The organism is Streptomyces venezuelae (assembly GCF_008642375.1).
Lineage (GTDB): Bacteria > Actinomycetota > Actinomycetes > Streptomycetales > Streptomycetaceae > Streptomyces > Streptomyces venezuelae_G.
Window position 1 is genome coordinate 2,893,181 of the sequence record NZ_CP029194.1, and the last position, 22,361, is coordinate 2,915,541.

Here is a 22,361-nt window from a genome sequence, read left to right on the forward strand (position 1 = left end):
GGTGCGGTCTGCGTTCCGGCCCCCGGCGCGGGGCGTGCGCGCTCCTCACTACGCTGACGGTCATGACCGTCCCACCGCCCTCGCCCCTGACGCCGGACGCCGCCCGAAGCCTTCAGGGCATGCTGGGGGCCGAGATCGGTCCGGGGCTCGGCGAGCGGGAACTGGACGCGGTCGAGGCGCGGTTCGGCTTCACGTTCTCGGCGGATCACCGGGTGTTCCTCGCCGCCGGCCTCCCCCTCGGTTCGTCGCGCTGGCCCGACTGGCGGGACGGCGATCCCGAGGACCTGGCCGGGCGGCTCGCCCGGCCCGTGGAGGGTGTGCTCTTCGACGTGGAGCACGCCAGGTTCTGGCACCCCTCGTGGCCGCCGCGGCCCGCGGAGACGTCCGACGCGCTGCGGCTCGCGCGGTCGGAGATGGCGACCGCGCCGCGGCTCGTTCCGGTCTACGGACACCGCTACCTGCCCGGTACGGCGGGCGCGTACGGGCAGCCCGTCCTGTCGGTCTGGCAGACCGACATCATCGTCTACGGCAATGACCTCAGCGACTACCTCCGGTACGAGTTCCTCGGTCAGGCGAGTGGCGCCCATGGCCGCCTTGGCGTCGACTTCTGGTCGTACTTCGTCGACTGCGGGCCGGGCATCGACGTCACCGCGCCCACCCCGTTCACGCCGTACGCCGTGAGCGCGCAGGAGGCCGTCGACTGCCTGCGCATGCTGGCCCTGGAGCGGCTGATCGGCCGTACCCACCGCCCCGAGCAGCTCGTCGAGGCCGGCCTCACCGCCCTGGTCCTCGACGTCGAGGCGGAGTCCCTCCCTCTCCTCGCCGGCCTCTCCCGCGCCGAACACCGGCAGGCCGACAGCCTGTTCGAGGACGTACTGGCCGAACTCCGTCTGCTCCAGGACCTTCCCGAGGAAGCGGCCCGCTGGGAGCTCGTCCGCTGGTGGCTCCGGCTCATCGTGAACGGCAGTCTGGCGCCCGGCGCCGGCGGCGACCTGATCACGTACGAAGGCTGGTCCGCGCTCGGCCGGCCGCGGTCGCTGAAGGAGCTGGTCGACAGGACCGATGCCTTCAACGACTGGGCCGCGATGCCGCGCGCCGAGCGGGAACTGCGGGCGGCAGCCGTCGTCGAGGAGGCGGAGCGGCTGCTCGACGCCCCTTGGCCGCCGTCGGTACCGGACTGATACTTCGATGATGACGGTGGAGAGAGCGGTTCGCTGGGTGGTGGCAGCGGCGGCTTCGGTGACCGTGGCCGGGTGCGGCGAGGAGCCCAGGATCTGCACGCTGATCGGTGCCGACTCCCAGGTGAGTGTCGTCTGGGACGTCCCGCAGTTCCCCACCGGGGCCTTGTACCGGCTCTGCGTCGACCAGGTCTGCCGGGACGCGACGGGGGTGGCGCAGGACGCGCCCTTCGGGACTTTCCACGTGCTCCTGCCCGAGGCCACCGGAGAGCAGCGCGTGACCGTGCGCTTCCGGGTCACCGACCCGGCCGACGGCCGCCCCGTCTACGACCGCTCCGCCCAGGTCACGCTGCGCAAGTCCACGCCCAACGGCGAGCGCTGCGGGCCCACGGTCTGGCAGGCCGGTCTCCGGGCCGATCCGGAGCTGGGCCTCGTCGACGCACGCTAGGGCCTGTCCGACGGATCAGGGTCGGATAGGAGCGGCGAGGTGCCGTGCCAGACGCCGCGGCCCCGGCCATGATCCGCCGGACAGGCCCTAGGCCGGGTCCGTCGGGAGGGTGTAGCGGCGCTTCTCCTTGGACGTCGCGCCCAGGCGGTCGTAGAAGCGGATCGCGCCCTCGTTCCAGGCGGGGGTCTGCCACTGGATCTCCGTCAGGCCCAGCGCCCGCGCCTCCGCGCGGACCGCGTCGACCAGGAGCGGGCCGAGGCCGTGGCCCCGGGCCGTGGAGGTGAGGTAGAGGCAGTCCATGTGGAGGTACGCGACGCCGTCCCACGTGGAGAGTTCGGGCGCGCAGGTGGCGTAGCCCGCGAGGCTGCCGTCCGGGAGTTCCGCGACGAGGCAGCGGAGGCGGGGCGACGCGCCGCCTGAACCCGTCCGTCCGTGCGACCCGCCGGTCGGCCCCTCCCCGCCGAAGAGGAGGCCGGCCAGGCGGGTTTCGAGGCCCGGGGCCGGGGGCGTGGCCTTCTCGTACTCGGCGTGCTCGGCGACGAGTTCGACGACCCGCCCCAGGTCGTCCACGCGGGCGCGGCGCACCACGGCCCGTCCGCCCCCGCTGTCACGATCGCTCATACGGCCATCATGCACGGCCCCACCGACAGCCCGGCGGCCGCGCCCTGACGCCGCAGCCACTCGCGGTACGGGGCGGCGCGCACGGCCGCTTCGCGATAGGCGGCGGACAGCTCCGCGTACAGCGTGTCCAGGGCCGTCCCGGGGCGCGCGTACAGCAGCAGCCGGACCGCCAGCGGGTCGCCGCGCAGGGGCCGGATCGCCATGTCCTCGCGGGGGACGGAGGTCGGCTGGCAGGGGGCGACGGCCTCGCCGAGGACGATCAGGGACGCGGCCGTGTGGTAGTCGCCGTGGAGCAGGGGCGGGTCGATGCCGGCCGCCCCGAGGACCCTCAGGAGACCGTCCCATTCGCCGTCCACGGTCGGATCGACCATCCAGTGGTCGCCGGCGAGGTCGGCGAGGTCGACGACGGGGCTCGCGGCGGCGGGATGGTCGCGGGCCATGGAGACGAACTGCGGTTCACGGGCGACCAGGACCCGGTGCTGGAGCCCTTCGGGCACCCGTAGGGGGCAGCCCTCGACCTCGTGGACGAAGGCCACGTCGAGCCCGCCCGCGGCGACCGTGCGCAGCAGCGCGTTGGCGGAGACGTCCACGCGGAGGCCGACGTCCGTGCCGGGCAGCCGCTCACGGATCCGGCGCAGCCAGCCGGGGAGCGCCCGGCTCGCGGTGGAGCCGACGCGGAGTCCGGGACCCTCGGTACGGGCGACCGCGGCCCGGGTCTCGGTGACCAGCGCGGCCATGTCCGCGACGAGGGGGCGGGCCCGGCTGAGCACGGAGCGGCCGAGCGGGGTGGGCCGGCAGCCGGTGCGGTCGCGGGAGAAGAGTTCGGCGCCCAGGGAGTTCTCGATCCGGCGCAGCTGGGTGGTCAACGAGGGCTGACTCATGCCCAGTTGTCGCGCCGCCTTGTGCAGGCTGCCCGCGTCCGCGATGGCGCAGAGCGCCCGCAGATGCCTCACCTCCAGCTCCATGGCCCGAGGGTAGGGCGGCGGCCTGCGTCGCACCAGACAGCCGGTACATGTCAAACGCCTTGGTATGCAAGGCAGTTGGGGGGTCCGGACCGGGTGATGTGGGCGGGCTATCGCCGGTTGACATCATCCCCACGCGCCCCGGCTTCCCCGAGACTCTCTCCGACCCCCTACAGGAGGAGCCCCCCATGCGTCACCCCAAGGTCCTCAACTCCGTACTGACCGCGGCCCTCGGCCTCGGTCTCGCCGCCTCGCTCGGTGCCGCTCCTGCGGTGGCCGCCGACACCGACAGGGCCGTGACCGCCGGCACCGTCACCGCCGCGTACGCCGGTTCGTCCGAGGACGCGAAGGCCAACAAGGCCTTCTTCGACGCCGTCGTGAAGTCGGTGGCGAAGAAGCGGGCCGCCAACCCGGGCGCCGCCGCCGTCACCGTCGTCTACAGCGCCTCCAACGCGCCGAGCTTCCGCACCCAGATCGCCCGCTCCACCCAGATATGGAACAGCTCGGTGGTGAACGTCCGGCTCGTCGAGGGCAGCAACCCGGACTTCCGCTACTACGAGGGCAACGACTCGCGCGGTTCGTACGCGAGCACCGACGGCCACGGCCGCGGCTACATCTTCCTCGACTACCGCCAGAACCAGCAGTACAACTCGACCCGCGTGACCGCCCACGAGACCGGGCACGTCCTCGGCCTGCCGGACCACTACAGCGGTCCGTGCAGCGAGCTGATGTCGGGCGGCGGCCCCGGCACCTCCTGCCAGAACGCCACACCGAACGCCCAGGAGCGTTCCCGCGTGGACCAGCTGTGGCGGAACGGACTCGCCTCCGCGTTCAAGACCTTCTGATCCCCGAGGCCGAGGCGAGAAACCGGTACGAAGAGGACGGCGGCGCCCGTGAAGGGCGCCGCCGTCCGGCGTTCGGGTGGGGTTCGGGACCCGGGCTGCGTCAGGCCGTCTGCAGGAGGCGACGGCCGAAGTCGGCGCCGGGGGGCAGCTGACGCCGGACCCGGTCGAGCGCCCCGTCGAAGTCACCTCCGGCGACGCACGATTCGAAGGCGGCGCCACCGTAGTGGAGCGTCAGACTGAGGTCCGAGCGCTCACCGAGCGTCAGCAGACAGCTCAGGGTGGCCTGCTGGGTCACGCCGTCCACGACGACGGGGAGCGGCAGGTCCCACTCCAGGACGCAGCCGCCGAGGGCCTGCCCGCCGCTCTCGGCGGCGCTGAGCGCGGCGAAGGTCGCGCCCGTGTACTCGACCCCCCTGATCCGGGTGGCGACGTGCCGCCCGGTGGCCGTGATGACGATCGCTTCCGCGCCGCTGCGGTCCCGGTACCAACCGGTCCAGACTTCTGTCGACTCCGATGACATGCGCGGACTGTAGCGGTATGACCGGCTCCGGCGCGCGGCCGGTCACCCGGTGGCCGGACTTCTCCCGATCTCGCCGTTCTTGCCGGTCACCTGCGTGCTAGTGGCTTCCGCGCCCCGGACCCCGCCCCCCGTCGGCGCGCCGCTCCGCGCCCTCGTACAGCGAGCAGTCCGGGTTGCGGCACGGCTGCACCTCCCACTCCGGCACCCAGGCCCCGAGGACCTTGTGCCGGGTGGCCACCTTGTCGCACGGTCCACCGCAGGCCGGGCACGTGGGCTCGGCCAAGGGGTCCCGCGTCGTGTGAGGCACCTCGTGACGCATGCTTCCAGGGTAGGACGCCTCGCACGGACCCGCTTCCCCGCCGCTACCGCTTCCTGGTGTACGTACGGACGAACGCGCCGTTGCCGAAGACACGCAGGTCGTCCAGCTCGAAGTCCCGCGGCTCGAAGCCGGCGCCGAACATCGGCATGCCGGAGCCGTACACCTGCGGGTATGTCTTGATGATCAGCTGGTCGATCTCGTCGATGAGCTCGCCGGCGATCGCCGAGCCACCGCACAGCCAGATGTCCAGCGGACTGTCCTCGGCCTTGAGCTCGCGGACGCGGCCGACGAGGTCGTCGGCGATCAGCTCCACGTTGGAGTCGGGCGACTCGGACAGCGAGCGGGTGGCGACGATCTCCCGCAGATGGCCGTACGGGCTGGTGACGGCGATGTCCAGGGCGATCTGGTACGAGCCCCTGCCCTGGATGACGGTGTCGAACCGCTTGTTCTCCGCGTCGATCCCGAGCATCTCCCGGCCCTGGGCCGAGACGGTCTCCGGGTACTCGCCGGTCAGGAACTCCAGGAACTCGGCGTCCACGAACTGGTACATGGACGTGGCATCGCCCTTGGGGTCACCGATGAAGCCGTCGATGGTGCAGGCGATGAAGTAGGTGAGCTTGCGCAAACCGGTCCTCTTGTCTCTCTGGGAGTGGACTGCGATCGCAACCACGACGGCTATAGTGCTTCATCTGTAGTGGTTGCGCAAGACCTATTTTCGAAGAGCTCGAAAGAGCACTCGCAGAATCCGAAGAGTCCTGAGAGAGAGGGGGCCCACGTGGCCCGGAATCCGGAGCGCCGTACGGCACTGCTCGACGCCGCGATCGAGGTGCTGGCCGAGGAAGGTGCCCGCGGGCTGACCTTCCGGGCCGTCGACGCACGGGCGGGGGTCCCCACGGGCACCTCGTCCAACTACTTCAGCGACCGGGACCAGGTGCTGTCCGAGGTCGCCGACCGGATCTTCGTCCGGCTGACCCCCGAGCCCGGCGCCATCGACGCCGCACTGCTCCCGGAGCCCAGCCGCGCTCTCGTCGTCGAGCTGATGCGCTGGGTCGCCCGGCGCATGACCGCCGAGCGCACCTGCTACCTGGGGCTCTTCGAGCTGCGTCTGGAGGCCGCTCGCCGCCCCGAGCTCCAGGCCCGCTTCACCCAGGTGCTCCGGGAGGACCTCGACCTGAACATCCGGCTGCACGTCGGTTCGGGGATGCCCGGGGACGCGGACACGGTCCGGGTGCTCTACTTCGCCCTCACCGGGCTGCTGCTCGACCACTTCACCGTGCCCGGCCTCCACGCCGAGCGGGACCTCGACGACCTGGTCGAGACCGTGGTCAACCGGATCGTCCCGGCGGAGTGACCACGCCCCCGGAGCGCCTCAGCGCGTGCGCCGGGTGACGAACTCCGCGAGGGCGAGCAGGTCCCCCGCCGCCGCCAGGTCCGGGACGGCCTCGGCCAGATACTCGACGGCGCGGCCCATGCGCTCGGCCGCCTGGGCCTGCGCCCAGTCCCGGCCGCCGGCCCGCTCGACCGCGTCCGCCGCCGCCCGTACCGCCGCCGCGTCGAGGGCCGGACGGGAGTAGAGCTCGGCCAGTTCGTCGCCCGCCGGGGTCCCCGAGGCGAGCGCCGCCACCACGGGCAGCGACTTCTTGTGGGCGACGAGGTCGGCGCCGGCCGGCTTGCCCGTACGGTCCGGGTCGCCCCAGATCCCGATGAGGTCGTCGATCAGCTGGAACGCGAGTCCGGCCTCGCGGCCGAAGGCGTCCATCGCCGCGACCTCCTCCTCCCCCGCGCCCGCGTAGAGCGCGCCGATGGCGCAGGAGGCACCGAGCAGGGCTCCGGTCTTGGCGGTGGCCATGGCCAGGCACTCGTCGAGCGAGACGTCACGGGGGCCGCGCTGCTCGAAGGCGCAGTCCGCCTGCTGGCCCGCGCAGAGTTCGATGACGCAGGCGGCGAGGCGTGCGGCGGCGGCCGGCGAGGCGGGGTGCGGGTCCTCGGCGAGCAGCCGCAGGGCGAGTGCGTTCATGGCGTCACCGGCGATGAGGGCGTCCGGGATGCCGAAGACGGTCCAGGCGGTGGGCCGGTGCCGCCGGGTCGGGTCCTCGTCCACGATGTCGTCGTGGAGCAGGGTGAAGTTGTGTGCGAGCTCGACGGCCGCCGCGGCCTTCACGGCCTGGGTGGACTCGGCGCCGAGGGCGCGGGCCGCCGCGAGGACCAGGGCGGGCCTGATCGCCTTGCCCGCCTGCCCGGCGGCCGGGGTGCCGTCGGCGTGCTCCCACCCGAAGTGGTACATCGCCACCCGGCGTATGGAGCCCGGCAGGGACTCGACGGTGGAGCGGAGTTGAGGATGGACGGCGGCCCGTGTCTGGTCCAGGAGCATCACGGCCCCCTGACCGTCGGCGACGGCTTCCGCGCTGGTCGTGGTCACGGTCACTTCCTTCATGTCCTTCGCGGCGCGAGCGCTGGGGAACGCCCGGGGGCGGGAGGTTCGGTCCCCGCCCCCGGGCGTCACCGGCTCAGCGCCAGCGGCTGACCTCGACGTTCTCCAGGATGCCGAGCGCGTCCGGGACGAGGATGGCGGCCGAGTAGTAGGCCGTGACGAGGTAGGAGATGATCGCCTGCTCGTCGATGCCCATGAAGCGGACCGAGAGGCTGGGCTCGATCTCGTCGGGGAGGCCGGTCTGGTGCAGACCGATCACACCCTGGTCGGCCTCGCCCGTACGCATGCAGATGATCGACGTGGTCCGGGCGTCCGAGACCGGGATCTTGTTGCACGGGAAGATCGGCACACCGCGCCAGGTCGGGATGCGGTTGCCGTTGACCTCGATCGTCTCGGGCACGAGGCCGCGCTTGTTGAGCTCGCGGCCGAAGGCGGCGATGGCGCGCGGGTGGGCCAGGAAGAGCTTCGAGCCGCGACGGCGGGAGAGCAGCTCGTCCATGTCGTCGGGGCTGGGGGCGCCGTCGTGGGGCTGGAGCCGCTGTCCGTAGTCGCAGTTGGCGAGGAGACCGAACTGCTTGTTGTTGATGAGCTCGTGCTCCTGGCGCTCGCGGAGCGCCTCGACGGTCAGCCGCAACTGCTGCTCGGTCTGGTTCATCGGCTGGTTGTAGAGGTCGGCGACGCGGCTGTGGACCTTCAGCACGGTCTGGGCGACGCTCAGCTCGTACTCGCGGGGCGCGAGGTCGTAGTCGACGTACGTGTGCGGGATGACCGCCTCGCCGACGTGGCCGGCGGAGAGGTCGATGGCGGCCTCGCCGTAGGTGTTGGTGCGCTGGTCGGGCAGCGCGGCGACGGCCTCCAGGTGGGCGGCGAGCGAGGGGGCCCGGTCCGCGAGGTTCAGCACGTCGGCCCGGGTGAGCTCGAGGACCGTGCAGGCGGTGGCGGTGCGGGCCGTCCAGTCCCAGACGGCGTCGGCGCTGACCAGCGCGGACTCTCCGAGGTAGGCGCCGTCGGCGAGGACGCCGAGGACGGCCTCGTCCCCGTAGGGTCCCTCGCCGACCTGCTCGATCCGGCCGTGTGCGAGGAGGTGCACGCGGTCGTTGGCCGCGCCGACGGCCGCGATGATCTCGCCCGCCGCGTACTCCCGCTGCGTACAGCGGGACGCGAGCTCGGCCAGGGCGCCCTCGTCCTCGTAACCACGCAGAGCGGGGAGTTCGCCGAGCTCGGCGGGGATGACCTCGACGCGCTGCCCCGTCTGGACGAAGGTGACGCGGCCGTCGCCCACGGAGTAGCTGAGCCTGCGGTTCACCCGGTACGTACCGCCCTGCACCTGCACCCACGGCATCATCCGCAGCAGCCACCGGGAGGTGATCTCCTGCATCTGCGGCGCGGACTTGGTGGTCGTGGCGAGGTTCCGCGCGGCGGCGGTACCGAGACTCTGCTGCGGTGCCTGGTCCGTACGGACCTCGTCGCCAACCGAACCAACGGACATGGAACTCCCTCTCGTATGCGTGAGTTGCGAGAGAAAGCCTTTCAGCACGGAACGTGTCCGCGCCATTACACATTCGGGTGGGACTGTTCGACGATCTTCGGGGCATGTCGTGCGATTTCCCCCGGGCGGCGGCGCGTCGCGGGCCGCGTCCCGCCGTGTCCGGATCGGCTCGCACACCACCCGAACGGATGGCCGCGGAGCGGCGGACTCCGGTACTCCGGAAGTTCACCCCGTCCCCCGAAGGGAGTCGGTCATGGCCTCACCCATGTCCGCGAGCAGGTTCCTCGACGCACTGCGTGACGAGGGCCTCGCGGTCGTCCAGGTCGGCGACTGGTCCACCCACAACCGCAACCACAAGGGCCCGTGGGGCCCGGTGCACGGCGTGATGATCCATCACACCGTGACCAAGGGCACCGCGAGCACCGTCCGGCTCTGCCGGGACGGCTACGCGGCCCTGCCGGGGCCGCTCTGCCACGGCGTGATCGCCAAGGACGGAACGGTCCACCTCGTCGGCTACGGCCGCACCAACCACGCGGGCCTCGGCGACGACGAGGTGCTGAGGGCGGTCGTCGCCGAGCAGCGTCTGCCGCCGGACGACGAGGCCACGACGGACGGCAACCGGCACTTCTACGGCTTCGAGTGCGAGAACCTCGGCGACGGCGAGGACCCGTGGCCGAAGGTCCAGCTGGAGGCCATCGCGAAGGCGGCGGCCGCCGTGTGCCGGGCGCACGGCTGGACCCAGCGCTCGGTCATCGGGCACCGGGAATGGCAGCCGGGGAAGGTGGACCCGCGCGGCTTCACGATGGCCTCGATGCGCGAACGGGTCGCCGACCTGCTCCGCTGACCGGAAGGCCTGGACAATGGCCGGGTGAACGCGTTCGACCTCTCCCCCCTGCGGCCCCGGCTCCCCTCGCCCCTGGAGCCGGTGGAGGACGAGCGCTTCGCCCGGCGCGGTCTCACGCTGCTGCTCAAGCGCGACGACCTCATCCACCCCGACCTGCCGGGCAACAAGTGGCGCAAGCTCGCGCTCAACCTGCGGGCGGCGGACGGCCGTCCCGTGCTCACCTTCGGCGGCGCGTACTCGAACCACCTGCGCGCCACGGCCGCCGCCGGCCGGCTCCTGGGCTTCCCCACGATCGGTGTCGTCCGCGGCGACGAGCTGGCCGGGCGGCCGCTCAACCCGTCCCTCGCGCGGTGCGCGGCGGACGGGATGCGGCTGGAGTTCGTGGACCGGGCCACGTACCGCGCGAAGGGCGATCCCGCCACGCTCGCCGCGCTCCTCGAGCGGGCCCCGGCGGAGACGTACGTGGTCCCGGAGGGCGGCAGCAACGCGCTCGCCGTGCGCGGGTGCGTGGAGCTCGGCCGCGAACTCGCCGGAGCGGCCGACGTGGTCGCCGTCGCCTGCGGCACGGGCGGCACCCTCGCGGGCCTCGCGGCCGGGCTCTCCCCCGGGCAGAGGGCCCTGGGGATCCCGGTCCTCAAGGGCGGGTTCCTGGGTACGGAGGTCCGCGCCCTCCAGGAGGCCGCGTTCGGCGGGGCGCGGGGCGACTGGGCCCTCGACGAGCGGTTCCACTGCGGCGGTTACGCCCGTACGGGACCGGTCCTGGAGTCGTTCGCACGGGACTTCGAGGCGCGGCACGGACTCGCCATCGAGCGGCTGTATGTCGCCAAAATGCTCCACGGGCTGGTGACTCTCGCGGAGGAGGGCGCGTTCCCGGCGGGTACCCGGCTCGCGGCGGTGGTGACGGGCGCCCCGGAGCCGACGAGCCCCGACGGAAGCTAGTCCGCCACCTCCTCGCGGTACGCGGCGGCCTCCTCCAGGTCGAGGCGGCGGAGCAGCGTACGCATCATCTCGTCGTCGATCCGGCGCGCGTCCCGCAGCTGCACGAAGACCTCGCGCTCGGCTTCGATCATCTCGCGCGAGAGCCGCCGGTAGGTGTCGTCCGCCGTCTCCCCGGTGGCTTCGTTGACCGCCCCGAGCCGCTCCCACACGGAGTTCCTGCGCCGTTCCAGGACCGTGCGCAGCCGGTCGGCGAGGGGCTGGGGCAGGGCGTTGCGCTCGTCGGCGAGGAGCGCGTCGAGACGTTCCTCGGCGGCCCGGGAGGCCTCGCTCTGGGCCTGTGCCTCGGCGAGGGTCTCGGCGTACCGGTCGCGTCCCGGGAGCTTCAGGAGCCGGATGAGCGGGGGCAGGGTGAGGCCCTGCACCACGAGCGTGCCGATGACGGTGGTGAAGGTGAGGAAGAGGACGAGGTTGCGGGCGGGGAACTCGACGCCGTCCGTGACGACGGGGATGGAGAAGGCGATGGCGAGGGAGACGACCCCGCGCATGCCGGCCCAGCCGACGACGAGCGGGGCTCTCCAGTCCACTCCCGGCTCGCGCTCGCGCACGCGCGCGGAGAGCCATCGGGGCAGGAACGTCGCCGGGTAGACCCAGACGAACCGCACGACGACGACCGCCACGAAGACCCCGACCGCGTACCAGGCAGCCTCTCCGATGCCGTACTGGCCGAGGCCCTCGACGACGTACGGCAGCTGGAGGCCGATCAGGGCGAAGACGGCGGACTCCAGGATGAAGGCGACCATCTTCCAGACGGCCTCCTCCTGGAGCCGGGTCGCGAAGTCGACCTGCCAGGCACGGTGGCCGAGGAAGAGGCCGACCACGACGACCGCGAGGACACCGGAGGCGTGGACCTCCTCGGCCGCCGCGTAGGCGACGAAGGGGATGAGGAGGGAGAGGGTGTTCTGGAGGAGGGAGTCGCCGAGGCCCCGGCGCAGCCAGTGGATGGGGACCATGAGGAGCAGGCCGACGCCGATCCCGCCGACGGCGGCGAGCGCGAACTCCCCGATGCCGCCGGCCCAGCTGACGCCCTCGCCGACCGCCGCCGCGAGGGCGACCTTGTAGGCGGTGATGGCGGTGGCGTCGTTCACCAGGGACTCGCCCTGGAGGATCGTGGTGATCCGGTGGGGCAGGCCGAGCTTGCGGGCGATGGCCGTGGCGGCGACCGCGTCCGGCGGGGCGATCACCGCGCCGAGCACGAGCGCGGCCGTGAGCGGCAGGTCGGGGACGAGGACGTACGCGAGCCAGCCCACGGCCACGGTGGCGAAGAGGACATAGCCGACGGAGAGCAGGGCGACGGGGCGGATGTTGGCCCGCAGGTCGAGGTAGGAGGAGTCGAGGGCCGCCGTGTAGAGGAGCGGGGGCAGGATCAGCGGCAGCACGATGTGCGGGTCGAGCGTGTAGTCGGGGACCCCGGGTACGTACGAGGCGGCGAGGCCGACGGCGACCAGGAGCAGCGGGGCCGGTACCGGGGTCCTGCGCGCGAACCCCGCGATCGCGGCGCTCGCCGCCACCAGCGCCACCAGCTGCAGTGCGTCCATGCCCGTCCCCGTCTCGTGCCGCAACGTAACCTGGCCATCATGAGCGAGTGCCCGCACGTTGCCGAAATGCCGCGCCCCGAACCGGCGCCGCTGGCCGACACCTGCCCGGAGTGCCTGGCGGACGGGACGCACCCGGTGCAGCTGAGGATCTGTCTGAGCTGCGGGCACGTCGGCTGCTGCGACTCGTCGGCGGGGCGGCACGCGACGGGGCACTTCTCCTCCACCGGGCACCCGGTGATGCGGACGTTCGAGCCGGGCGAGGCCTGGCGCTGGTGCTTCGTGGACAGTTCGATCGTCTGAGGGCCGGAGGGGCGGTTCGACCGCCTCGCGGTTGGGTACGTCATCCCTCCGCCGGTCGCTCGTTTTCGCCCCCCGCACACCTCTACCCACCGTCCGCACCCATGGGCCTACCATGGGTGACGAGCGTGATCGGGGGCCGGGGGGCTCACGGCGACACGGCGGGACGGATCGCGATAGCGTCACGGCGGACTGCGCAGCCCCCTGCGCACCGCCCGGTCCGGGGCCTCTCCCCCCGGACCCCGAATGAGCTTGTGCCACCTTGGAGGTGAGGGTGTCCCAGATCACAGGCGAGCCCGGGACCCAGGACTTCGTGGAAGTCCGGCTGCCCGCTGCGGGTGCCTATCTGTCCGTGCTGCGTACGGCCACGGCCGGCCTCGCGGCGCGCTTGGACTTCACCCTCGACGAGATCGAGGACTTGCGGATCGCCGTCGACGAGGCCTGCGCGATCCTGCTCCAGCAGGCCGTGCCGGGGTCCGTCCTCAGCTGTGTCTTCCGGCTGGTCGACGACTCGCTGGACGTGACGGTCTCCGCCCCGACGACCGACGGTCGGGCGCCGGAGCGGGACACCTTCGCCTGGACGGTGCTGTCGGCACTGGCCGGGAAGGTGGAGTCGTCGGTGGCCGATGACCGTACGGTCTCGATCAGCCTGTACAAACAGCGCGGCGCGGGGCCAGGCCCGGCGTGAGGAGCGGGGACGCGACGGCCGGCATCCCTGAGCAGCAGGCGCGGCCGCATGAGGTCGCTACGGAGCAGGCGGACCAGATGAGCGAGCACGAGCAGCACCACCAGGTTCCCGAGACACCCGGCCTCCCTGGGGCCGCCGGGGTCTCCGACGGCTCCGAGGCCACCGGAGCCTCTTCGGGCATGCCGAGCACCGAAGACGACATGAAGGCGGCCGCGGCGAAGGCTGCGGAGGCGGCCCGGGCCGGCGAGGGTTCCGAGGCCGGCGAGGCCCCGGAGGAGACTCCCGCCGTCCCCGCGCCGAACGACCGGAGCGGTGCGCGCGCCCTCTTCGTCGAGCTGCGCGGGCTGCCGGAGGGCTCCCCGGAGAAGGCGGAGCTGCGCAACCGGCTGGTCCGGATGCACCTCCCGCTGGTGGAGCACCTGGCCCGGCGCTTCCGCAACCGCGGCGAGCCGCTGGACGACCTGACGCAGGTGGCGACGATCGGCCTGATCAAGTCGGTGGACCGGTTCGACCCGGAGCGCGGGGTCGAGTTCTCGACGTACGCGACCCCGACGGTCGTCGGCGAGATCAAGCGCCACTTCCGTGACAAGGGGTGGGCGGTCCGCGTGCCGCGCCGCCTCCAGGAGCTGCGGCTCTCGCTGACCACGGCGACGGCGGAGCTCTCCCAGCAGCACGGCCGCTCACCGACGGTGCACGAGCTGGCCGAGCGGCTCGGGATCTCGGAGGAGGAGGTCCTGGAGGGTCTTGAGTCGGCGAACGCCTACTCGACGCTCTCCCTGGACGTCCCGGACACGGACGACGAGTCGCCGGCCGTCGCGGACACGCTGGGCGCGGAGGACGAGGCCCTGGAGGGGGTCGAGTACCGCGAGTCGCTCAAGCCGCTCCTGGAGGACCTGCCGCCCCGGGAGAAGCGGATCCTGCTGCTGCGTTTCTTCGGGAACATGACCCAGTCGCAGATCGCGCAGGAGGTCGGCATCTCCCAGATGCACGTTTCTCGACTGCTGGCCCGGACCCTGGCCCAGCTGCGGGAGAAGCTCCTCGTGGAGGAGTGAAGACCCTACGGAGTGTCCTGGCCGGGGCGCCGGATGCCGAGCGCCTCGGTCGTGGCCGGGTTCACCAGGAGGACGAGCCCGGTGACGGCGAGGACGCCGAGGACGATGCCGGCCGGGATCATCGTGCTGTTCGCCTGGAGCATCTGCCAGGCGACCGGCAGGGCCAGGATCTGGGTGATGACGGCCGGGCCCCGGCTCCAGGAGCGGCGCAGCCAGAGGCCGCGGGCGGCGGCGAGCGGGATCAGGCCGAGTGCGACGAGCGTCACGGCGCCGGTCAGGGCTCCGGTGAGGTCACCGGTCCCGTCCGTCAGCGCCTTCACCAGCATGTACACGCCGCCGGCGAGGAGCCCGAGGGCCTCGACACCGGCCACGGCCGCCGCTGCGGCGAGACGGTTGGGGCGGGAGGTCTGCTCCGTACTGCTGCTGCTCATACAGGGCAGGGTAACCGGGCCCCCCGGGAGCCCGCCGGGGTCCCCGTCCGGAGCCCCCGCGGGGTGTCCGACGGATGGGCCTGCACTGCGCCCGGTACCGCCGGGTAGGTACCCTGGCGCTCATGCGCGCACTTCTCGTGGTCAATCCGGCAGCCACCACCACCAGTGCCCGCACCCGTGACGTGCTCATCCACGCGCTGGCGAGCGAGATGAAGCTGGAGGCGGTCACCACCGAGTACCGCGGGCACGCGCGCGACCTGGGACGACGGGCCGTCGACTCGGGCAACATCGACCTCGTCGTGGCCCTCGGTGGCGACGGCACGGTCAACGAGGTCGTCAACGGACTGCTGCACGGCGGGCCCGACCCGGACCGGCTTCCGGGGCTCGCGGTCGTCCCCGGCGGCTCGACCAATGTCTTCGCCCGCGCGCTCGGACTGCCGAACGACGCCGTCGAGGCGACCGGCGCCCTGCTCGACGCTTTGCGTGAACGGCGAACACGGACAGTGAGCCTCGGGCTCGCGGCCGGGACGCCCGGCACCGAGGACGAGGCGGTGCCCTCGCGCTGGTTCACCTTCTGCGCCGGCCTCGGATTCGACGCGAGCGTCATCGGCCGGGTCGAACAGCAGAGGGAACGCGGGAAGCGGTCCACGCACGCCCTCTATCTCCGCCAGGTGCTCCGCCAGTTCCTGGACGAGCCGCACCGGCGGCACGGCACGATCACCCTGGAGCGCCCCGGCTCCGAGCCGGTCGAGGACCTCGTCCTCTCCATAATCTGCAACACCTCCCCCTGGACCTACCTGGGCAATCGTCCGGTGTACGCGTCCCCGGAGGCGTCCTTCGAGACCGCTCTCGACGTGCTCGGACTGAGCCGTCTTTCCACCCCGGCCGTGGCCCGGTACGCCACTCAGCTGCTCACCTCGACCCCGGAGCGGGGCCCGCGGGGCAAGCACGCTGTGACTCTGCACGACCTGACCGACTTCACCTTGCATTCGAAGGTCCCCCTCCCCCTGCAGATGGACGGAGACCACCTGGGACTGCGTACGAGCGTGACGTTCACAGGCGTACGCCGTGCACTGCGTGTGATTGTGTGAGTGGAAGGGCCCAAAGTCCTTTCACTCGAACGTTTAGGCGCGCATCCACCCCTTAGAAGTACGGCTGTGACCTAGCCGACACCGAGGAATCAAAAAAAACTTTCCGGAAGGGGTTGTATCCGTTGCTGGGGTTTGGGAGTCTCTTCTTGGCGATCGGGACGGCCCGCAAGACCGGCCTCCACTGAGAGCCAGAACCCCTCCCCAAAGAACATGGACCACACCAGTTCAGCTGGCAGTCGGCCCTTCCCTTGCGGGGGGATTCGTGAAAGCGTTCACATTCACAAGCAACTCGCACGTAACACTGAGAGAGGTAGCAGCCATGGACTGGCGTCACAACGCCGTTTGTCGTGAGGAAGACCCGGAGCTTTTCTTCCCCATCGGCAACACCGGTCCTGCGCTGCTGCAGATCGAGGAAGCCAAGGCCGTCTGCCGCCGCTGCCCCGTCATGGAGCAGTGCCTGCAGTGGGCGCTCGAGTCCGGCCAGGACTCCGGCGTCTGGGGTGGCCTCAGCGAGGACGAGCGCCGCGCGATGAAGCGCCGTGCCGCTCGCAACCGGGCGCGTAACGCCAGCGCCTGACGCCCCACCGAAGCCTGAGGCCAGCGGCGCATACATCGCGTATGCAATCACCGCCCTCGAGTCGCAGCGCGCAGCAGTAACCCACAGCATTCGAGCCCCGGACCGTTCTTCTCGGTCCGGGGCTCGCTGCTGTTGCCGGCCGTGTCAGCGGGTCACTTCTGCGGCTGTACGGGGATGTCGAGGAGCACCTTCGTGCCGCGCTCGGCGCCGGGGACCATGTCGAACGTTCCGCCCAACTCCCCTTCCACCAGCGTCCGTACGATCTGGAGCCCGAGGTTGCCGGCCCGCTGCGGGTCGAAGCCCTCGGGCAGTCCGCGGCCGTCGTCCTTGACCGTGATCAGGAGCCGGGCGTCGGCGCGGGGCTCGCCGCGCACGGCAGTGACCTCGACCGTGCCCTGCTCACCCTGGGCGAAGGCGTGTTCCAGGGCGTTCTGGAGGATCTCCGTGAGGACCATGGAGAGCGGGGTCGCGACCTCGGCGTCGAGAATGCCGAAGCGGCCGTTGCGCCGGCAGGTGACCTTGCCCGGGGAGATCTCGGCGACCATCGCGATGACCCGGTCGGCGATCTCGTCGAACTCGACGCGCTCATCCAGGTTCTGGGACAGCGTCTCATGGACGATCGCGATCGAACCGACGCGCCGCACGGCCTCGTTGAGCGCCTCGCGGCCCCGGTCGGAGTCCATCCGGCGGGCCTGGAGGCGCAACAGGGCGGCCACGGTCTGGAGGTTGTTCTTCACCCGGTGGTGGATCTCCCGGATGGTGGCGTCCTTGGTGATCAACTCGCGCTCGCGGCGGCGCAGTTCGGTGACGTCACGGAGGAGGACGAGCGAACCGATCCGGGTGCCCTTGGGCTTGAGCGGGATCGCCCGCAGCTGGATCACTCCGCCGTTGCCCTCGACCTCGAACTCGCGCGGCGCGTAGCCGGAGGCCAGCTTGACCAGGGCCTCGTCCACCGGGCCGCGGGAGGGGGCGAGCTCCGCGGTGATCTGGCCGAGGTGCTGGCCGACGAGGTCGGCCGCGAGCCCGAGCCGGTGGTAGGCGGAGAGGGCGTTGGGCGAGGCGTACTGGACGATGCCGTCCGCGTCCAGGCGGACGAGGCCGTCGCCGGCCCGGGGCGAGGAGTCCATGTCGACCTGCTCGCCGGGGAAGGGAAACGATCCGGCGGCGATCATCTGGGCGAGGTCGGACGCCGACTGGAGATAGGTGAGCTCCAGCCGGGAGGGCGTGCGGACGGTGAGCAGGTTGGTGTTGCGGGCGATGACGCCGAGGACCCGGCCCTCGCGGCGCACGGGGATGGACTCGACCCGCACCGGGACCTCCTCCCGCCACTCGGGGTCGCCCTCGCGGACGATCCGGCCCTCGTCGAGGGCGGCGTCGAGCAGGGGGCGGCGGCCGCGCGGCACCAGGTGGCCGACCATGTCGTCCTGGTAGGAGGTGGGGCCGGTGTTGGGCCGCATCTGCGCGACGGAGACGTATCGCGTGCCGTCGAGGGTCGGAACCCACAGGACGAGGTCGGCGAAGGAGAGGTCGGAGAGCAGCTGCCACTCCGACACCAGCAGGTGGAGCCACTCGAGGTCGGAGTCGCTCAGGGCGGTGTGCTGGCGCACGAGGTCGTTCATGGAGGGCACGCTGCGAGGGTACCTGCGGAATTGCAGGGGCGGTGAACCTGGATCTCCGGGCGTCCGTGTTGGAGGATGGGCCGGGAAGAGCCGCGTTCCTGTGGATGGACAGACAAGAATGGTCTAGTCCACAATGAATGCAACAAGCCTCCATCCTCCCCGCACAGGAGGATGGAACGAGGTACCCGACGCTCTCTGCCCTGACTGCGTCGAGACCTCCCACACGGCCGCGGGACCGCACACCCCCGGCCGAGCAACTCCGGGCTGCGGTGCCGGACGGGTTGAGGGTCCCGTCAGGCGCCGCGGCCCGCGGGTGTTTCCGGGGCCTTTTCCGGGGCTTCCGGGGCGTGTTCCCCGGCATTCCCCGGGGCGTCTTCCCGGGTATCCCCCGGGGCCGCTGCCGGCCAGGACCTCATCGCCCACTCCGCCACCGCCGCGAGATCCTCCCGCGTCGCCCCGTCGCGGGCCTGCTGGGACATGCCCTGGAGTACGGCGCCGCTGAAGCGGGCGAGTGCGCGGGCGTCGGTGCCGGGTGCCAGCTCCCCCGACTCGACGCCCTGGCGGATCCGGGCCTCGAAGGAGGTGAGGTTGGCCTCCCGGCGCGCCCGCAGGGCCTCCTCGACCTCGGGGGTCGAGCAGTTGACCGCGGCGGAGATCATCAGACAGCCGCGCGGGTGACCCGGCTCCGTGTAGAGCTCCGCCGACTCCCGCAGGATGCGCCCGATGGCGGCGCGGGCCGTCGGCTCCTCGGTGAAGGCGCGTCCGCCGTACGACCCGTACGACCCGGCGTACGTCTCGACGACCTCCTCGAAGAGCGTCCGCTTGTCACCGAAGGCCGAGTAGAGGCTGGGCGCGCTGATGCCCATGACGCGGGTGAGGTCGGCGACGGAGGTCGTCTCGTAACCGTGCTCCCAGAAGGCCATCGTGGCCTGCTCCAGGGCCGTGAGCCGGTCGAAGGAGCGGGGGCGGCCGCGCTGTCTCGTCACCATGGAGTGAATTCTATAGCGCGCGCTAGCAAAAGTGGGGTACGGTCTTTTCGTAACGACCACTACACAAACAAGGGGGGCGTCACCATGGGCGTGCTCGCAGGCAAGACGGCACTGGTCACGGGCGGCAGCCGGGGCATCGGGCGCGGGATCGCGGAGCGGCTCGGCCGCGAGGGCGCGCGGGTCGCGGTGCACTACGGGAGCAACGAGACGGCGGCGAAGGAGACGGTCGCGGCGATCGAGGCCGCGGGCGGCGAGGCCTTCGCGATCGGCCAGGAGCTGGGGGTTCCGGGGGACGCGGCGGCCCTGTGGGAGGCGTTCGACGCGGCCGCCGGCGGCGACGGCGGGCTGGACATCCTGGTGAACAACGCGGGGATCTCGGCGACGGCGCCGTTCGCGACGCTCGGCGAGGAGGAGTACGACCGGATCTTCGGCATCAACGCCAAGGCGCCGTTCTTCCTCGCACAGCTGGGCACCGAGCGGCTCCGGGACGGCGGCCGGATCATCAACGTCTCGACGGGCCTGACGAAGACGGCGGTCATGCCGGACCTGATCGCGTACTCGATGTCGAAGGCCGCGCTCGACGTGTTCACCCGGGACTTGGCGAAGGTCCTCGGACCGCGGGGGATCACGGTCAACTCGGTGGCGCCGGGGGTCGTGGACACGGACATCAACGCCGGCTGGCTGCGGGGCGACGAGCAGGCCTGGGCGGGGGCGGCCGGGCTGTCGGCGCTCGGCAGGGTCGGCACCCCGGCGGACATAGCGGACGTGGTGGCCTTCCTGGCCTCCGACGACGCGCGCTGGGTGACGGGCCACTGGATGGATGCCACGGGCGGCTCACTGACCTGAGCCGACCCGGGGGCCCGGTGAGGCTCAAGTGGCTGGAGGGACGGGGGCGGCAGACGATGGTGGCGGTGCCGTCCGCACGTCGGAACGGCATGAGGAGACGGCCTCCCCTCTGCTAGATTTGGCTTTGATTGGTCTATACCACATGGCCCCTCCCCAGCCCCTCCACCAGATCGGCAGGCACAGCGTGGAAGTTGTCATCGTCAAGGACGCCAAGGCAGGCGGCGAGCTCATCGCGGACGGCATCGCCGACCTCCTGCGCCGCAAGCCCGACGCGCTGCTCGGCGTGGCCACGGGTTCGACTCCGATCCCCATCTACGACGCCCTGACCGCCCAGGTCGCGGCCGGCTCCGTGGACGCCTCCCGGGCCCGGATCGCCCAGCTCGACGAGTACGTCGGCCTGCCGGCCGGGCACCCCGAGTCGTACCGCTCCACCGTGCTCCGCCAGGTCGTCGAGCCGCTCGGGCTCTCCCAGGAGGCCTTCATGGGCCCCGACGGCTCCGCCGAGGACGTCCAGGCGGCGTGCGAGGCGTACGACAAGGCGCTGGCCGAGGCCGGCGGTGTGGACCTGCAGATCCTGGGCATCGGCACCGACGGGCACATCGGCTTCAACGAGCCGTGCTCCTCGCTCGCCTCGCGCACCCGGATCAAGACGCTCACCGAGCAGACCCGCGTGGACAACGCCCGCTTCTTCGACAACGACATCGAGCAGGTGCCGCACCACGTCATCACCCAGGGCATCGGCACCATCCTGGAGGCCCGGCACCTGGTGCTGCTCGCCACCGGCGAGGGCAAGGCCGAGGCCGTGGCGCAGACCGTCGAGGGCCCGGTCGCCGCGCTCGTGCCGGCCTCCGCGCTCCAGCTGCACCCGCACGCCACGATCGTCGTGGACGAGGCCGCGGCTTCCAAGCTGAAGCTCGCGGACTACTTCCGCCACACCTTCGCGAACAAGCCCGCCTGGCAGGGCATCTAGGGCCGGACACGTCCAGGGGCACGACGAAGGGGCCCGGCACCTGATCCAGGTGCCGGGCCCCTTCGCGTACGGGCGGCGCTCAGGCGCCGGTGCCGACCACGGCCTCGGCGGCCGCGCGGCCGCAGACACGGGCCGCGCCGTGCGTGGCGATGTGCAGGGCCCCGCGGGGCTCCGCCTCGTTGAGGCCCATCTCGACCACGACGGTGTCGGGACGGGCCGCGAGCAGACCGTCCAGGGCCTCGGTCATCCACGGGTGGCGGTGGGCGTCGCGGACGACCGCGACGATCCGGCGCTCCCCCGCGGCGGCGAGGATCGCGTCCACGGAGGCCTCGGCGTACGAGCCGGTCTCCGTGCCGGGCAGCAGGCGCTCCAGCTCCGCCGCGATGCCCCAGGGCGTCTCGTCGCCGACCGCGAAGTTCGCGACCGGGGTGAAGGAGGCCACATAGGGAGCGCTGGTCACCGGGGTGTACGGCCGCTCCCCGCGGGTCACCTTCAGGGCCCGGCGGGCGGCGACGAGTCCGATGTCGGCGCCGGGCGCGGTCCCCTCCTGCACTGCCGCGCCCGGCACCGACTCAGCCCCCCTGGCCCGGTGCGACTGGGTCCAGGCCGCCAGGGCGCGCACGCGCGCCGCGGCGTCGGCCAGCCGCTCCTCGGGCAGTTCACCGGTCCGTACCGCATCGACCAGCGCGTCGCGCAGCCGCAGTACGGTGTCCTCGTCGCACAGCCCGCCGCCGACACAGATGGCGTCGGCGCCCGCGGCGATCGCGAGGACGGACCCGCGCTCGATGCCGTACGTCGCCGCGACGGCCTGCATCTCCATGCCGTCGGTGACGATCAGCCCCTCGAAGCCCAGCTCCTGGCGCAGCAGACCGGTGAGGATCTGCGGGCTCAGGGTGGCCGGACGGTGCGGGTCGAGCGCGGAGAGAAGAATATGCGCGCTCATGACGGCTTTGGTACCCGCGGCGATGGCGGCGCGGAAAGGTACCAGCTCACGGGCGTGCAGTGTGGCGAGGTCCACATCGATCCGGGGCAGCGCGTCGTGCGAGTCGACGTTGGTGTCGCCGTGTCCCGGGAAGTGCTTCGTGCAGGCCGCGACCCCGACGCCCTGGAGGCCGTCGACGTACGCCACGGTGTGCCGGGCGACCAGGTCCGGGTCCGGCCCGAAGGACCGGACGCCGATGACCGGGTTCTCGGCGTTGGAGTTGACGTCCGCCGAGGGCGCCCAGTTGAGGTCGACGCCGCACTGCGCGAGGCGGCGGCCGAGCTCGCGGGCGACGGCCCGGGTGAGCTCGACGTCGTCCACGCTGCCCAGGGCGTAGCTGCCGGGGAAGGACGAGCCCTGCTTGACCTCGAGGCGGGTGACGTCCCCGCCCTCCTCGTCGATGGCGACGAGGACGTCGTCCCGCTCGGCGCGCAGCTGCGCGGTGAGCGCGGCGAGCTGTTCGGGGCTGACGATGTTCCGGCCGAAGAGGCCGACCGAGGACAGGCCCTCGCCGACGTGGCGGCGCAGCCAGTCGGGGGCGGTGGTGCCGACGAAGCCGGGCTGGAGCACCGTGAGCGCGTCACGGGTCAGGGTGTCCGAGGCGTGTACGAGAGTCGTCATGGGAGCC

25 protein-coding genes are annotated in these 22,361 nt (G+C 72.0%); 13 read left to right on the forward strand and 12 right to left on the reverse strand.

Annotated features, from left to right (window positions below):
- The first annotated feature begins 62 nt into the window (after positions 1 to 62).
- The gene (locus DEJ46_RS12750; protein ID WP_223834604.1) at positions 63 to 1,181 is read left to right on the forward strand and encodes a hypothetical protein; all 1,119 of its coding nucleotides are present in this window, start codon (positions 63 to 65) and stop codon (positions 1,179 to 1,181) included.
- Positions 1,182 to 1,191: 10 nt separating this feature from the next.
- Entirely contained in the window at positions 1,192 to 1,626 is a 435-nt protein-coding gene (locus DEJ46_RS12755) for a hypothetical protein (protein ID WP_150266178.1), read from the forward strand.
- A gap of 87 nt (positions 1,627 to 1,713) precedes the next feature.
- Here the strand turns inward: DEJ46_RS12755 and DEJ46_RS12760 are convergent, their stop codons facing one another.
- Entirely contained in the window at positions 1,714 to 2,247 is a 534-nt protein-coding gene (locus DEJ46_RS12760; RefSeq protein ID WP_150266180.1) for a GNAT family N-acetyltransferase, read from the reverse strand.
- Positions 2,244 to 3,212, reverse strand: a complete 969-nt coding sequence (locus DEJ46_RS12765) for a LysR family transcriptional regulator (RefSeq protein WP_190622604.1) — start codon at positions 3,210 to 3,212, stop codon at positions 2,244 to 2,246. Before DEJ46_RS12765 ends, DEJ46_RS12760 begins: the two co-directional genes overlap by 4 nt.
- 185 nt (positions 3,213 to 3,397) lie before the next feature.
- On the opposite strand from DEJ46_RS12765, the gene snpA reads away from it, so the two are divergent.
- On the forward strand, positions 3,398 to 4,054 hold the full coding sequence (gene snpA, locus DEJ46_RS12770; RefSeq protein ID WP_150266182.1) for a snapalysin: 657 nt from the start codon (positions 3,398 to 3,400) through the stop codon (positions 4,052 to 4,054).
- A 100-nt stretch (positions 4,055 to 4,154) separates the two neighbouring features.
- On the opposite strand, the gene DEJ46_RS12775 is transcribed toward snpA, so the two are convergent.
- The 3 genes from DEJ46_RS12775 to DEJ46_RS12785 form a co-directional block, all read right to left on the reverse strand.
- The gene (locus tag DEJ46_RS12775) at positions 4,155 to 4,574 is read right to left on the reverse strand and encodes a DUF6304 family protein (protein WP_150266184.1); all 420 of its coding nucleotides are present in this window, start codon (positions 4,572 to 4,574) and stop codon (positions 4,155 to 4,157) included.
- A 97-nt stretch (positions 4,575 to 4,671) separates the two neighbouring features.
- Positions 4,672 to 4,893, reverse strand: a complete 222-nt coding sequence (locus DEJ46_RS12780; protein ID WP_150266186.1) for a hypothetical protein — start codon at positions 4,891 to 4,893, stop codon at positions 4,672 to 4,674.
- A 43-nt stretch (positions 4,894 to 4,936) separates the two neighbouring features.
- Entirely contained in the window at positions 4,937 to 5,518 is a 582-nt protein-coding gene (locus DEJ46_RS12785; protein ID WP_150266188.1) for a dihydrofolate reductase family protein, read from the reverse strand.
- A gap of 150 nt (positions 5,519 to 5,668) precedes the next feature.
- On the opposite strand from DEJ46_RS12785, the gene DEJ46_RS12790 reads away from it, so the two are divergent.
- A complete protein-coding gene (locus DEJ46_RS12790; RefSeq protein WP_150266190.1) occupies positions 5,669 to 6,244 on the forward strand; it encodes a TetR/AcrR family transcriptional regulator in 576 nt (191 codons plus the stop codon).
- 18 nt (positions 6,245 to 6,262) lie between these two features.
- Here DEJ46_RS12790 and DEJ46_RS12795 read toward each other — a convergent pair whose 3' ends face one another.
- Together DEJ46_RS12795 and DEJ46_RS12800 are read right to left on the reverse strand one after the other, a co-directional pair.
- A complete protein-coding gene (locus DEJ46_RS12795) occupies positions 6,263 to 7,327 on the reverse strand; it encodes a family 2 encapsulin nanocompartment cargo protein polyprenyl transferase (protein ID WP_190622606.1) in 1,065 nt (354 codons plus the stop codon).
- A 73-nt stretch (positions 7,328 to 7,400) separates the two neighbouring features.
- On the reverse strand, positions 7,401 to 8,813 hold the full coding sequence (locus DEJ46_RS12800) for a family 2B encapsulin nanocompartment shell protein (protein ID WP_150266194.1): 1,413 nt from the start codon (positions 8,811 to 8,813) through the stop codon (positions 7,401 to 7,403).
- A 253-nt stretch (positions 8,814 to 9,066) separates the two neighbouring features.
- Between DEJ46_RS12800 and DEJ46_RS12805 the strand changes: the two genes are divergently transcribed.
- Together DEJ46_RS12805 and DEJ46_RS12810 are read left to right on the forward strand one after the other, a co-directional pair.
- A complete protein-coding gene (locus tag DEJ46_RS12805) occupies positions 9,067 to 9,657 on the forward strand; it encodes an N-acetylmuramoyl-L-alanine amidase (protein WP_150266196.1) in 591 nt (196 codons plus the stop codon).
- Between the two features lie 24 nt (positions 9,658 to 9,681).
- Positions 9,682 to 10,596, forward strand: coding sequence for a 1-aminocyclopropane-1-carboxylate deaminase/D-cysteine desulfhydrase (locus DEJ46_RS12810; protein WP_150266198.1), 915 nt, complete (start codon positions 9,682 to 9,684; stop codon positions 10,594 to 10,596).
- Here DEJ46_RS12810 and DEJ46_RS12815 read toward each other — a convergent pair.
- Positions 10,593 to 12,191 (reverse strand): Na+/H+ antiporter, encoded by a 1,599-nt coding sequence (locus DEJ46_RS12815; protein ID WP_150266200.1) that lies wholly within the window; start codon positions 12,189 to 12,191, stop codon positions 10,593 to 10,595. The genes DEJ46_RS12810 and DEJ46_RS12815 overlap by 4 nt on opposite strands.
- Positions 12,192 to 12,230: 39 nt before the next feature.
- Between DEJ46_RS12815 and DEJ46_RS12820 the strand changes: the two genes are divergently transcribed.
- The 3 genes from DEJ46_RS12820 to DEJ46_RS12830 all read left to right on the forward strand — a co-directional run bounded on the left by DEJ46_RS12820 (position 12,231) and on the right by DEJ46_RS12830 (position 14,228).
- Entirely contained in the window at positions 12,231 to 12,491 is a 261-nt protein-coding gene (locus tag DEJ46_RS12820; protein WP_150266202.1) for a UBP-type zinc finger domain-containing protein, read from the forward strand.
- A 271-nt stretch (positions 12,492 to 12,762) separates the two neighbouring features.
- Positions 12,763 to 13,176 carry an anti-sigma regulatory factor gene (locus tag DEJ46_RS12825; protein ID WP_024761155.1) on the forward strand — a complete coding sequence of 138 codons (414 nt, stop codon included), beginning with the start codon at positions 12,763 to 12,765 and terminating at the stop codon, positions 13,174 to 13,176.
- Entirely contained in the window at positions 13,173 to 14,228 is a 1,056-nt protein-coding gene (locus DEJ46_RS12830) for an RNA polymerase sigma factor SigF (protein WP_150266203.1), read from the forward strand. Before DEJ46_RS12825 ends, DEJ46_RS12830 begins: the two co-directional genes overlap by 4 nt.
- Positions 14,229 to 14,233: 5 nt before the next feature.
- Here the strand turns inward: DEJ46_RS12830 and DEJ46_RS12835 are convergent, their stop codons facing one another.
- The gene (locus DEJ46_RS12835; protein WP_150266205.1) at positions 14,234 to 14,659 is read right to left on the reverse strand and encodes a hypothetical protein; all 426 of its coding nucleotides are present in this window, start codon (positions 14,657 to 14,659) and stop codon (positions 14,234 to 14,236) included.
- A 122-nt stretch (positions 14,660 to 14,781) separates the two neighbouring features.
- On the opposite strand from DEJ46_RS12835, the gene DEJ46_RS12840 reads away from it, so the two are divergent.
- Together DEJ46_RS12840 and DEJ46_RS12845 are read left to right on the forward strand one after the other, a co-directional pair.
- Positions 14,782 to 15,750, forward strand: coding sequence for a diacylglycerol/lipid kinase family protein (locus DEJ46_RS12840; protein ID WP_150266207.1), 969 nt, complete (start codon positions 14,782 to 14,784; stop codon positions 15,748 to 15,750).
- A 319-nt stretch (positions 15,751 to 16,069) separates the two neighbouring features.
- Positions 16,070 to 16,327, forward strand: a complete 258-nt coding sequence (locus tag DEJ46_RS12845; RefSeq protein ID WP_003953983.1) for a WhiB family transcriptional regulator — start codon at positions 16,070 to 16,072, stop codon at positions 16,325 to 16,327.
- 152 nt (positions 16,328 to 16,479) lie between these two features.
- On the opposite strand, the gene DEJ46_RS12850 is transcribed toward DEJ46_RS12845, so the two are convergent.
- Together DEJ46_RS12850 and DEJ46_RS12855 are read right to left on the reverse strand one after the other, a co-directional pair.
- Positions 16,480 to 17,946: a sensor histidine kinase gene (locus tag DEJ46_RS12850; protein WP_150266209.1), complete on the reverse strand. Its 1,467-nt coding sequence runs from the start codon at positions 17,944 to 17,946 to the stop codon at positions 16,480 to 16,482.
- A gap of 293 nt (positions 17,947 to 18,239) precedes the next feature.
- The gene (locus DEJ46_RS12855) at positions 18,240 to 18,935 is read right to left on the reverse strand and encodes a TetR/AcrR family transcriptional regulator (RefSeq protein WP_150266211.1); all 696 of its coding nucleotides are present in this window, start codon (positions 18,933 to 18,935) and stop codon (positions 18,240 to 18,242) included.
- An 84-nt stretch (positions 18,936 to 19,019) separates the two neighbouring features.
- Between DEJ46_RS12855 and DEJ46_RS12860 the strand changes: the two genes are divergently transcribed.
- Positions 19,020 to 19,781, forward strand: coding sequence for an SDR family oxidoreductase (locus DEJ46_RS12860; protein WP_150266213.1), 762 nt, complete (start codon positions 19,020 to 19,022; stop codon positions 19,779 to 19,781).
- A 184-nt stretch (positions 19,782 to 19,965) separates the two neighbouring features.
- Positions 19,966 to 20,751: a glucosamine-6-phosphate deaminase gene (nagB, locus tag DEJ46_RS12865; RefSeq protein WP_150274365.1), complete on the forward strand. Its 786-nt coding sequence runs from the start codon at positions 19,966 to 19,968 to the stop codon at positions 20,749 to 20,751.
- Between the two features lie 79 nt (positions 20,752 to 20,830).
- Here the strand turns inward: nagB and DEJ46_RS12870 are convergent, their stop codons facing one another.
- Positions 20,831 to 22,354 carry a glycoside hydrolase family 3 protein gene (locus DEJ46_RS12870; protein ID WP_150266215.1) on the reverse strand — a complete coding sequence of 508 codons (1,524 nt, stop codon included), beginning with the start codon at positions 22,352 to 22,354 and terminating at the stop codon, positions 20,831 to 20,833.
- Between the last annotated feature and the right edge of the window lie 7 nt (positions 22,355 to 22,361).

Coding starts and splice junctions, on each gene's coding strand:
- DEJ46_RS12765 (WP_190622604.1), bottom strand. CDS start 3,212: ATGGAGCTGGAGGTGAGGCATCTGCGGGCGCTCTGCGCCATCGCGGAC.
- snpA (WP_150266182.1), top strand. CDS start 3,398: ATGCGTCACCCCAAGGTCCTCAACTCCGTACTGACCGCGGCCCTCGGC.
- DEJ46_RS12815 (WP_150266200.1), bottom strand. CDS start 12,191: ATGGACGCACTGCAGCTGGTGGCGCTGGTGGCGGCGAGCGCCGCGATC.
- DEJ46_RS12780 (WP_150266186.1), bottom strand. CDS start 4,893: ATGCGTCACGAGGTGCCTCACACGACGCGGGACCCCTTGGCCGAGCCC.
- DEJ46_RS12795 (WP_190622606.1), bottom strand. CDS start 7,327: ATGAAGGAAGTGACCGTGACCACGACCAGCGCGGAAGCCGTCGCCGAC.
- DEJ46_RS12800 (WP_150266194.1), bottom strand. CDS start 8,813: ATGTCCGTTGGTTCGGTTGGCGACGAGGTCCGTACGGACCAGGCACCG.
- DEJ46_RS12845 (WP_003953983.1), top strand. CDS start 16,070: ATGGACTGGCGTCACAACGCCGTTTGTCGTGAGGAAGACCCGGAGCTT.
- DEJ46_RS12860 (WP_150266213.1), top strand. CDS start 19,020: ATGGGCGTGCTCGCAGGCAAGACGGCACTGGTCACGGGCGGCAGCCGG.
- DEJ46_RS12820 (WP_150266202.1), top strand. CDS start 12,231: ATGAGCGAGTGCCCGCACGTTGCCGAAATGCCGCGCCCCGAACCGGCG.
- DEJ46_RS12870 (WP_150266215.1), bottom strand. CDS start 22,354: ATGACGACTCTCGTACACGCCTCGGACACCCTGACCCGTGACGCGCTC.
- DEJ46_RS12755 (WP_150266178.1), top strand. CDS start 1,192: ATGACGGTGGAGAGAGCGGTTCGCTGGGTGGTGGCAGCGGCGGCTTCG.
- DEJ46_RS12775 (WP_150266184.1), bottom strand. CDS start 4,574: ATGTCATCGGAGTCGACAGAAGTCTGGACCGGTTGGTACCGGGACCGC.
- DEJ46_RS12840 (WP_150266207.1), top strand. CDS start 14,782: ATGCGCGCACTTCTCGTGGTCAATCCGGCAGCCACCACCACCAGTGCC.
- DEJ46_RS12760 (WP_150266180.1), bottom strand. CDS start 2,247: ATGAGCGATCGTGACAGCGGGGGCGGACGGGCCGTGGTGCGCCGCGCC.
- DEJ46_RS12750 (WP_223834604.1), top strand. CDS start 63: ATGACCGTCCCACCGCCCTCGCCCCTGACGCCGGACGCCGCCCGAAGC.
- DEJ46_RS12855 (WP_150266211.1), bottom strand. CDS start 18,935: ATGGTGACGAGACAGCGCGGCCGCCCCCGCTCCTTCGACCGGCTCACG.
- DEJ46_RS12850 (WP_150266209.1), bottom strand. CDS start 17,946: ATGAACGACCTCGTGCGCCAGCACACCGCCCTGAGCGACTCCGACCTC.
- DEJ46_RS12835 (WP_150266205.1), bottom strand. CDS start 14,659: ATGAGCAGCAGCAGTACGGAGCAGACCTCCCGCCCCAACCGTCTCGCC.
- DEJ46_RS12805 (WP_150266196.1), top strand. CDS start 9,067: ATGGCCTCACCCATGTCCGCGAGCAGGTTCCTCGACGCACTGCGTGAC.